This is a genomic window from Pseudomonas sp. K5002, assembly GCF_013386655.1.
Classification (GTDB): domain Bacteria; phylum Pseudomonadota; class Gammaproteobacteria; order Pseudomonadales; family Pseudomonadaceae; genus Aquipseudomonas.
The window spans coordinates 59,770-68,723 of sequence record NZ_JACARK010000044.1 but is presented as its reverse complement, the minus strand read 5'-3'; the positions used below and the strand labels follow the sequence as shown (position 1 = coordinate 68,723).

The following is an 8,954-nucleotide window of genomic DNA, read 5'->3' as shown; positions in this document are numbered from 1 at the left end:
CTAAGTCGGTAGAGGCGTCGTCTAATCCCGTGCGGACAATGGGCGGCTACGCGATGAGAGGGCGGGGTACGTGACCCGGCGATCTGCCCCACCAGAGCTGGAAAATTGCACCAGCCACCTGCACCCATTCAAGAGCCCCGTCATCGTGCGGGGTTTTGCGTCTCTGGAAGGCGGCGCCAAGTGGTAGGCAAGCCGGTTTGAACCCAGTGCTGCTCGAAACGGTAGGGGTTCGACTCCTCCGCCTTCCGCCAATCAACGAGTTTTATGTGGGTGAATGCTCAAGGATGAGCAAAGGCCGGATCAGCAGCATGGATCGCGTCCGGTTGCCCGCGCCTATTACGACCTGGAGGTCAGCGCCAATGGCCGGATCGCGCTCGTGATGGCCGCAGAGCCGCCATTCGTTTTGCACGCTGACACATGCCTCATCAACGGCCGATTGATTGCCGGCAGCCAAACAGACAGGTGACACCATGCCTTACGTAGTAATCCCTCAGCCCTTCCCGAAGTCGCCACTGCAAACGCAGTTCGACACAGAAGACGAGGCGAACGCCCGCGCTCAAGCAATGATCGAGCAGGCGCCGCAGCAAGCCGTTTATGTCGCTGAGTTGAAGACGCTGTACCAGGGCCAGGTGACTGTCACCACGGCCCCAGCGGTCACTCAGCCAAAGAATCCCGAGCAGGGGTGATTGCACCGCCACGCCGTGAGGCGTTGCAGCGACGTGCCGTATCGTCGAGATGACGACACATAAGCACAAACCGCCAGGGTTCGCCCTGGCACCTATTCACGCCGCCTCGACAGACACCGACAGGCGTTTACCGAGAGCGGCCAAGGCGTTTTCCAGCTGCTCCATCTTCGATGTGTGCAGGAAGTCGACCAGGCGATCCCCTTGGGCCTGGTGGACGCCCAGCAACCGGCACAGATCGGCCTTTCGCATATCCCGCGAGATCATCTCGTTCCACAGGATGATTTTCGCCACGGTCACTGCTGGTAGGCGAACGACATGCTGGCCAGGGGCGGGAGCAGACGCTTTAGGAATTGAACGACGCTGATCGACATAGATCGACAAGGCCGTCTCGATGCCGTCCACCGACTCCCGCAGTGCATCGGCGATATCGTCGCCCGCGCTGTTGAACTCTGGTAGGTCGTCGCATGTAACAGCAACACCTGGGTTTTCGTCTTCGTGAATAGTTACTGGGTAGTCAAACATTTCTGGCCCTCCATCGGGCGGCCCTCTATTGAATGTTTGGTGGGTGATGAATGCGAGTGAGCTGGGGCTCATTCAAGCCCCAACTGTTTGATGATTCCTTTGCGGGTCGGTTCTTTCATTTCCTTTGAACCGTGATCCGCAAAGACCGTTTGCTTGCCGTTGTAGTAGATCTTGAAGTGGCTACCACCTTTGCCTGCTTCGAAGATCACCCCGCGGGCCTTCAACCATCGTCTGAACTCGCTGTATTTCATCACCTCGCCTCGTTGTTTAGGTGGGCTCAATATACAACACTTTTGTAGTAATACAACACTTTTGTAGTTTTCTTTTTATGGAGTAGCACCGATGGCCGAACTGAGTACCGGTGCACTCGCCGCGACAGCCACCATTGGCATGACCACCGCAAGCCTGATTCCCGGTGTTGACATCAACGCGATGATCGGCGGATTCGCGGGCGCCATGTTCTTCGTGGCATACGCGAAAGATCTACGCCCACGGGCGTTGCTGGGCTATTTCTTCGCCTCTTGGGCGCTCGGCTACTACGTGGCCAGCGAAATCATCAGTCGCGACTGGGCCAAGACATCCGGCCTCGTTGCATTCTTCGGCGCGCTGTTCTGCGTCGTCATCTGCATCAGCCTTTTGGAATGGTTCGAAGGCGGCAAGGTGCCGGGCTGGTTGCGGTTCATTGCTGCCTTCTTCGGACGCTCGGGAGGTCGCAATGGTTGACCCTTGGACATTCATAGCCGGCGCCCTATGTGGCGCCATATGCCTGCGCATCGCCGTGTATCGCCGACAGGGTGCCCGGTACCGCGCCGGCGTCTCATGGATGGCGTACCTGCTTGCCGTCGGCACCGGGTGCGAGTCGCTGAGTATCACGCTATCGGTGATGCTCGCTAAGCCGGTGCCAGCCGTTTCCCCTTTCATCCTTGCGGTGTTGTTCGTCCTCCTGGTGCTTGTCTATCGAGCACGCGGGAACGTCGCACGCATTCTGCGGATGGATTAAGTCCGCGCCACGTTTTCGAATACGCCAAATCGTGGCGCGCAACTGGAGAGAATCCATGACCCCCGAGCAATTTGCATACTGGCTGCAAGGCTTCACCGAGTTGAATCCAGACATGGATCAGCCCACCCCGACGCAGTGGAAGGCCATCAAGGACCACCTGGCCATCGTGTTCAACAAGGTCACACCTACGGGCGAAAGACGCTGGCGGCGCTCCCCAGATCAGAGCTCTGACCCGGCCGGGACAGGCTTTTTGCTGCTCCAGGCGCACCTCAATGGCCAGCCTCCAACTGTCACCTGCTAGGGCGTGGTGAAGAACGCCACGACCTGCTCACCGAAGGTGTTGTGGTGACAGCAACAGCCTGACGGCGCCCTCCGGTTCAAAGACTCACATCGCGGTGACCCAATGACGACCATTGCCTACAAAGACGGCGTAATCGCCTATGACGGGCGCCAGGTCCGTAACGATCGCATCGTTTCTGACAGCGCGCCGAAGTGCGTGGTTGTCGACGGTGTCAGCTTCTTTCTGTCAGGCGCCGTATGCGACGAAAAGGCGTTGATCGCTGCCTACTTCGGCACTCCTTCGAAGGTACCCGTGGAGTGTTCAGGTTATGTCGTCGACGGCGGCAAGCTGATGATGCTCGGTCACGACGACACGACCGGGATATGGAAACAGGATCTAGATCCAGCGAACCCGGACGCCATGGGCAGCGGCGCGCCATACGCCTTGGCTGCAATGGATATGGGTGCCAGCGCGGAGGAGGCGGTGCGCGCTGCGATAAAGCGGGATATCTACACGGGCGGCCTGGTCCGCACTGTCACCATTGCTCCAGTGGAGCCGAGGGCTACGCCATGACCACGATCACTACGCCTCGCGGTGTGCGCAACAACAACCCCGGGAACATCGACTACAACCCGCGCAATGCCTGGCAAGGGCAGCTGGGGCTGGAAGTCGGCGTGCCATCGCCTAGGTTTGCACGCTTTGACAAGCCTGAGAACGGCATCCGCGCCTTGGGCAAGCTGCTGATCAATTATCGCGGCAAAGACGGCATGCCTGGCGTGGGTGGCCCTGGTATCGACACGGTGCGCGAAACCATCACCAGGTGGGCACCGGGCAACGAGAACAACACTGAGGCCTACATCGCGGCCGTGGCTCGACGCCTGGGCGTGAGCGCCAATGACGTGATCGACGTCAGGAAACCCGCCATCTTGGTCCTGATGGTGAGCAGCATCATTGCCCATGAATGCGCTGGGTTTGCTTATCCGGAAGCAGTGTTAGCGGAAGGGCTCCGCCGAGCATTGTCATGATCCGATACCTCATCGCTGCCCTGGCTGGCTGCCTGATTCTGATTTATGGCGGCTGGAAGCAGATTCAATCCCAGGCCAAGGATCTGGCCACCGCAACCGATCTGGTCACAACGTTGAACAAGGCCGCCGACTCCCGGCGCAACACTCAGCGCCTGATCGCCCAGTTCGACACCGACCAAACAAAGGCGCTGACCGATGCTCAGAACACTATCAAGCAGCTGCGCGCTGATGTCGCTTCTGGCGCTCGCCGGTTGTCAGTCCCAGCCAAGTGTCCCGTTGTGCGAGCCACCACCACCGCCGCCGGCCTGGATGATGCAGAAACGCGAGCCGAACTTGACCCCGCGGCTGCTGAACGAATTATCGCCATCCCAGCCGACGGCGACGAGGCCATTCACGCCCTGACCGGCCTGCAGGACTACGTCACAAAGTTCTGTCTGGGCTCCGGGTCGTAACGCGGCACCACCCCGATTTTTAAGCAAAGGAAGCGCTCTCATGGCTGCTAAATGTGATTGGGCAGCCGTCGAAAGGGATTACCGGACGGGCTGCTTTACGAACCGCGAACTGGGCCGTCGGCACAACGTATCGGAAAGCTCAATCCGCAACCGTGCCGACAAGCACGAGTGGCAGAAAGACCTGTCCGAGATGATCCGCCAGCGCGTCCGTGAGAAGACCGGGCGCGCCGCCGCTGCTGCTGTAACAGTGGCAACGAACGACGCCGAGATCGTCGAGCAAGCCGCCGAGGCTGGCGCCCAGTTGGTACGCGGCCACCAAGTGGTGATTGCCAGAACTCGCGACCTGACGCAGCAGTACGTCGATCGTATTCATGAGCAAGTTGCCGCTGGCAAGATCACCGTGATGACCCAGAAGGGTGAGCCGGTGGAGATCGACATTCCCCTGGACTATGTGGGCAAGAGCATCGGCCACGCCACCCAGTCCCTGGAGCGCCTGATCAAGCTCGAACGCCAGGCCCACGGACTGGACACCGACAAAGAACGGGAAAGCACAGGCAAGTCCCTTGAGGATCTGCTGGCTGAGGCAGCTGGTGATGGGGAATGAAACCGACCGCCAACGGCTGATTAGAGAGGGCGACGAGTTCATCGCCCTGCACCGCGCCAAGCAGCTCAAGGGCAACGTCGTACTGCTGAAAGCCCTGAGCAACAAGTGGTACAGGCTCAACGCCCTATACAAGATCAAGGACAAGAACGGCAAGGTTCAGCGCTTCAAGCCTAACCAGCAGCAGCGCGAGCGATTCCTCGACGAACATAACCGCGACATCATCCTCAAGGCTCGGCAGTTGGGCTTCACCACCTTCGAGATGATCGACGCGCTCGACGATTGCCTGTTCACCAGGAACTACAGCGCCGGCTGCATCTGCCACACGTTGCCGGACGCCAAAGAGATCTACCGTAACAAGATCAGGTTCGCCTACGAAAAGCTGTCAGGCGACCCCGCATGGACTGCGATCTTCAAGCTGATCGGTATGCGTTTGCCGGTACCGCGCAGCGATAAGGATCAGGGCTACATCTTCGACAACGGCTCCAGCATCCAGGTGTCGACCTCGTTCCGGGGCGGTACCCTCCAGCGCTTGCATGTGTCGGAGTTCGGCAAGATCTGTAAACTGAGCCCGGACAAGGCCCAGGAGATCGTCACCGGTGCTTTCGAGGCGGTGGGCCTGGGCAACCGGGTGACAATCGAAAGCACGGCAGAGGGCCGCGAAGGCTACTTTTTCACGTATTGCGAGTTGGCCAGGGCCATCAAGGACGCCGGCCGCACACCTACGGTGATGGACTGGAAGTTTCACTTCTTTCCTTGGTTCAAAGATCCCACGTACCGCTTGGAGGCATTTGACCAGGTGGTGGTGCCGCAATGGCTGCAGGAGTACTTCGCCGAGCTGTCTGCCAAGCATGGCATCCGCCTCGATCGCGCCCAGCAAGCCTGGTACGCCAAAAAGGCCGAAGCGCTGCACGACGACATGAAACGCGAATATCCGGCCACGCCGGATGAAGCGTTTGATCAGGGCATCAAAGGCGCTTATTACCTCACGCAGATGCGATTCCTGCGGCAACAGGGCCGAATCACCAAGGCGGTGACTCGCAACCCTACGCTGCCGGTATTCACGGCCTGGGACTTGGGTATGGGGGACGCTATGTCCATCGTGCTGTTCCAGGTGGTGGGCCGCCAGGTGCACATCATCGATTACATCGAGCATTCCGGCGAGGGCATGGAGTACTACGGCGATCTGCTCAAAAAGCTGGGGTATTCCTACGGCGCCCACTACGCCCCGCACGACATCGTGGTGCGCGAGATCGGCACAGGGAAATCCCGAATCGACGTGGCAAAGCAGTACGGGATCACGTTTCAGATCGTCCCGCGCGTCTCCCGCAACAGCGAGGGCGTGCAGGCGGTGCGTAACTTCCTGCCGCTGTGCTGGTTCGCTGAGGATGAGCAAGACACCCGGGCGTCGACTGGCGATGCCGATACAGGCAGGCCAAGGACCGCCGGCGTGTCGAGGCTGATCGACTGCATCGACAACTACCGCAAGGAGTGGGATCTGAGGCTGGGCGTGTACAAGGATCAGCCGAGACACGACTGGGCAAGCCACGGTGCCAAGGCTTTTGAAACCCTGGCCCGCTGCGGGGTTTTCGAGGCTACGGGCGGGACTATCCCGGCGCCATCAACGACATCAAACACAGATCGAGCCCGACGCAGCTGGAGCGCGCACACATGACCACTATGTTTATTGAATGGAAGCAGGTCGCCGACGTCATAGCCCGCCTGGTTGCACCGCTCACCGTCCAGAGCTTCCAGCTGCGCCGTGATATTGGCTTGGTCCAGGTCGACGCGGTTGAAATCAAGGAGCCGGACGGTGGGCACCCGGCAGTTCGGGTGCAATTCGAGATGGCTCACGATCTGGGCGTGACACTCAACGTCAAATTGGCCGAGTTTGCGGCTGACCCCGTCAACTACACGCAGGATCTGCTGGCCAACCTGCGGAGGCTCGAGCACAGCGCGAAACTGCGCCGATCCGGCCGACAGGCTGAAATCAACAACGTACACGAGGCAATGACCCATGGCTGAATTCGGTTTGCTGCAATACAGGAGCGCCGCAGACCTGCATGCCGATGACCTCGCCACTGAAGAGCAGGCGCTGCAAAGTCGACGTGCTCAGCAGGTTCAGTCGTCACTGGCGGCGCACATACGCCGGTGTTTCGAGTCTGCCAAAAATGCCAAGCGTGAGATTGACGACAGGCTGGTCGACTGCGCGCGACGCCAGAAAGGCAAGCACGAGGAGGCGAAACTCCAGGCGATCCGCGAGGCAGGTGGCAGCGAGATCTACCCCAAGCTGACCACCACCAAGTGCCGTGCGGGCGCTTCCTGGATTCGAGACATCCTTATTCCGGTCAACGGTCACCCCTGGGGGCTCGATCCAACGCCGGTGGCAGATATCCCGCCAGAGTTTCTTGCTGCATTTCAGCAGAAGCTCGCCCAACAAATGATGCAAGCCCAGCAAGTCCAGCAGGGTCAACAGGAGCAGGACGCGCCTCCACAGACGATGCCTGACCCGGCTGAGCTTGCGGTCAAGCTGCGCGAGTTGATCCAGGAGAAGGCCAAGGAAGCAAGCGAGGCACATGAAACGCTGATTGCCGACCAGTTGGCCGAGGGTGGATGGGAAACCGCGCTCGAGGAGTTCATCGACGACTTCACGATTTACCCGGCCGCATTCGTCAAAGGTCCCTTGCTTCAACGTGTGCCACAGATTGCCTGGGGCCAAAATTGGCAGATGATCGAAACAGAGGAGATTCAGCCCCTGTTTCACCGGGTTTCGCCCTTCGACATCTACCCGTCGCCAGACTCGACGAACACCGACGACGGCGCGTTCATCATTGAGCGCGAGCGCTACACTCGGTCGCGCCTCAATGCACTGACAGGGGTACCAGGGTATAGCGATGACGCGGTTCGTGCCGTTCTTGCTGAGCACGGTCAGGGCGGTCTGCGCGAATGGCTTGCAACGGATTCGCAGCGGGCACGTCTTGAGGACAAGGCCGGCGACTGGATGATCAATAACGGGGAGACCATCGAGGGCCTGCACTATTGGGGCGGTGCCCAAGGGCTGATGCTCTTGCAGTGGGGCATTGATCCATCCCAAGTGCCAGACGTGCTTGATGAGTACCAGGTCGATGCGATTCTGATCGGAAATCACGTTATCCGCTGTGTGTTCAACCGCAACCCTTTGGGCGGCCGGCCATATCACAAGGCGTCGTTCCAGATCGTGCCTGGCTCGTTCTGGGGTATGTCGATTCCTGAGCTGATGAGCGATGTGCAGGACTTCTGCGGCTCAACAGCCCGCGCGCAGGCCAACAACATGGCATTTGCCAGCGGTCCACAGGTGGAAGTGGATGAAGACCGTTTGCAGCCAGGTGAAAACCCTAACGAGATGTACCCGCTGAAGCGCTGGCGGGTGAAAAGCGGCCAGACGCCAGGGATGCAGGGTGGGGCGACGTCACCGGTGATTCGCTTTTATCAGCCGGTCAGCATGGCTGGTGAGTTGCAGGCGGTCTATGACTCCTGGGAGAAGCGCGCGGACGACGCGACGAATATCCCGCGATACATCTACGGCGCGGAAAAGATCGGCGGTGCTGGTAACACGGCCAGCGGCCTGTCGATGCTCATGGAATCGGCCAACAAAGGGATCAAGGACGCGATCCGCCATATTGACCGCGGAGTGGTTCGCCGCGTCATCGAAGCGTTGTGGTTGTTCAACATGCGGTATTCCGATGACAACGCCATCAAGGGTGACTGCAAGGTTGTGGCCCGGGGCGCAAACGCGATGTTACAGCGTGAGCAAACGCTGAACGCGCGTACGCAGTTCCTGGGATTCACAAACAATCCGACCGACATGCAAATCCTCGGCCTTGAGGGCAGGGCCGCGATCTTGCGCAAGGTTGCTGAAAGCTTGGATATGCCAGGCCTGATCCCGACGAAAGCCGAGATGAAGGCCCAGCAGGAGGAGCAGCAGGCGCAGCAGGCCCAACAGCAACAACAGCAAGCCGCGGCGATGGGGCAGCAGGTCGAAGCAGAAACCGAGAAAACCGCTGCCCAAACAGCTGAACTGACCGCGAAGGCCGAGAAAACCCGTGCTGAGGCCCAGCGCCTCGGCATGAGCAACGGTGCCGTGGTTGCCCAACTTCAACATGCAGGTGGCGGAGCCAATGAAACCCAGCAACCAACAGTGGCAAGCCCTGGTCAACCTGACCAACAGCCCGGAATGGAAGCACCTCAAGGAAATACTGAGCAGCCATTTGACGGAAGCGCAGCAGAACCTGGAGGGGGTGAACAGCCTGGAAGCTTTATTCAGAGCCCAGGGCCGGGCGAGCCTGGCCAGGGAGCTGATCAAGTCGTTTGAAGAATCCCGCGAGATGCTTGAGCGAATCCAGGCAAGT

Annotated in this window: 14 protein-coding genes; 12 read left to right on the top strand and 2 right to left on the bottom strand. The window is 59.6% G+C overall.

The features are described 5' to 3' along the window. The first annotated feature begins 274 nt into the window (after nt 1-274). Both HX846_RS02895 and HX846_RS02890 read left to right on the top strand, forming a co-directional pair. Entirely contained in the window at nt 275-466 is a 192-nt protein-coding gene (locus tag HX846_RS02895) for a hypothetical protein (RefSeq protein WP_178964944.1), read from the top strand. Between the two features lie 4 nt (nt 467-470). Continuing rightward, nucleotides 471-686, top strand: a complete 216-nt coding sequence (locus tag HX846_RS02890) for a hypothetical protein (protein WP_177046977.1) — start codon at nt 471-473, stop codon at nt 684-686. A gap of 96 nt (nt 687-782) precedes the next feature. On the opposite strand, the gene HX846_RS02885 is transcribed toward HX846_RS02890, so the two are convergent. Continuing rightward, nucleotides 783-1,208, bottom strand: a complete 426-nt coding sequence (locus tag HX846_RS02885) for a type II toxin-antitoxin system HicB family antitoxin (RefSeq protein WP_178964943.1) — start codon at nt 1,206-1,208, stop codon at nt 783-785. A gap of 68 nt (nt 1,209-1,276) precedes the next feature. After that, nucleotides 1,277-1,459, bottom strand: a complete 183-nt coding sequence (locus HX846_RS02880; protein ID WP_085637950.1) for a type II toxin-antitoxin system HicA family toxin — start codon at nt 1,457-1,459, stop codon at nt 1,277-1,279. 91 nt (nt 1,460-1,550) lie between these two features. Here HX846_RS02880 and HX846_RS02875 point away from each other — a divergent pair, with 91 nt between their 5' ends. The 10 genes from HX846_RS02875 (at nt 1,551) to HX846_RS02830 (ending at nt 8,917) form a co-directional block, all read left to right on the top strand. Then, nucleotides 1,551-1,931, top strand: a complete 381-nt coding sequence (locus tag HX846_RS02875; protein ID WP_167665327.1) for a putative holin — start codon at nt 1,551-1,553, stop codon at nt 1,929-1,931. After that, complete coding sequence (locus HX846_RS02870; protein WP_167665328.1) at nt 1,924-2,208, top strand: phage holin family protein; 285 nt, start codon at nt 1,924-1,926, stop codon at nt 2,206-2,208. The genes HX846_RS02875 and HX846_RS02870 overlap by 8 nt, the downstream gene beginning before the upstream one ends. A 55-nt stretch (nt 2,209-2,263) precedes the next feature. Next, nucleotides 2,264-2,509 carry a hypothetical protein gene (locus HX846_RS02865; RefSeq protein ID WP_178964942.1) on the top strand — a complete coding sequence of 82 codons (246 nt, stop codon included), beginning with the start codon at nt 2,264-2,266 and terminating at the stop codon, nt 2,507-2,509. A gap of 102 nt (nt 2,510-2,611) precedes the next feature. Continuing rightward, nucleotides 2,612-3,061, top strand: a complete 450-nt coding sequence (locus HX846_RS02860; protein WP_178964941.1) for a proteasome subunit beta — start codon at nt 2,612-2,614, stop codon at nt 3,059-3,061. A gap of 5 nt (nt 3,062-3,066) precedes the next feature. Further along, nucleotides 3,067-3,513, top strand: coding sequence for a structural protein P5 (locus HX846_RS02855; protein ID WP_178964959.1), 447 nt, complete (start codon nt 3,067-3,069; stop codon nt 3,511-3,513). Beyond that, nucleotides 3,510-3,965 (top strand): lysis system i-spanin subunit Rz, encoded by a 456-nt coding sequence (locus HX846_RS02850; RefSeq protein ID WP_178964940.1) that lies wholly within the window; start codon nt 3,510-3,512, stop codon nt 3,963-3,965. The genes HX846_RS02855 and HX846_RS02850 overlap by 4 nt, the downstream gene beginning before the upstream one ends. A 40-nt stretch (nt 3,966-4,005) precedes the next feature. Beyond that, nucleotides 4,006-4,569, top strand: coding sequence for a hypothetical protein (locus HX846_RS02845; RefSeq protein WP_178964939.1), 564 nt, complete (start codon nt 4,006-4,008; stop codon nt 4,567-4,569). Further along, entirely contained in the window at nt 4,559-6,241 is a 1,683-nt protein-coding gene (locus HX846_RS02840; RefSeq protein ID WP_178964938.1) for a terminase, read from the top strand. Before HX846_RS02845 ends, HX846_RS02840 begins: the two co-directional genes overlap by 11 nt. Beyond that, nucleotides 6,238-6,591, top strand: coding sequence for a hypothetical protein (locus HX846_RS02835; protein WP_177070469.1), 354 nt, complete (start codon nt 6,238-6,240; stop codon nt 6,589-6,591). Before HX846_RS02840 ends, HX846_RS02835 begins: the two co-directional genes overlap by 4 nt. Beyond that, nucleotides 6,584-8,917, top strand: a complete 2,334-nt coding sequence (locus tag HX846_RS02830) for a hypothetical protein (protein WP_177070471.1) — start codon at nt 6,584-6,586, stop codon at nt 8,915-8,917. Before HX846_RS02835 ends, HX846_RS02830 begins: the two co-directional genes overlap by 8 nt. Nucleotides 8,918-8,954 lie beyond the last annotated feature (37 nt).